Source organism: Vibrio sp. S234-5 (assembly GCF_000960595.1).
Lineage (GTDB): Bacteria > Pseudomonadota > Gammaproteobacteria > Enterobacterales > Vibrionaceae > Vibrio.
In genome coordinates this window covers 1-406 of the sequence record NZ_JZAM01000396.1, presented here as the reverse complement: position 1 = coordinate 406, position 406 = coordinate 1, and the positions used below count along the sequence as shown (strand labels likewise).

Sequence of the window (406 nt, the reverse complement as noted above, 5' to 3'; positions counted from 1 at the left end):
GTGTCGATGTTTGTGCTTGCTCCAAAGGAGCGGGCTCTAACCCCCAATCTGTCCAAACTGGTTTTACGCCGTAAAGCAACCAGAGGTTTCTTCCTAATTCCATCCACGTGGAAGGAGAGTGACACTCACGGCCTTGGGATGCTAATAGTTTCTATTGTATAGCATAATCCGCCAAAGAGCGTCTTTCTTGTTGCGTTTGTTGTGGCCGGCCAATCCTCACGTATTCGCCACAAGCTTCGTCCAACGATAGCACCCACCGTTTTTGCCCGGTGGCCTCCACGTTTTAGCGCCCCAGCCTGACCAGCAAGGTCCACGCCCCCTCAGAATGGACCGCGCCGGAGGAAACAGACATTAAACCATAATCCCGCCGCACGCTACCGGGGAGCATACGCTCCAGGTAGTTGTT

1 pseudogene is annotated in these 406 nt (G+C 53.7%); it reads right to left on the bottom strand.

Annotation, left to right across the window (positions count from 1 at the left end):
* Nucleotides 1-262 (bottom strand): annotated as a pseudogene (locus UF06_RS28100) (phosphatase); the annotation flags it as partial.
* Nucleotides 263-406 lie beyond the last annotated feature (144 nt).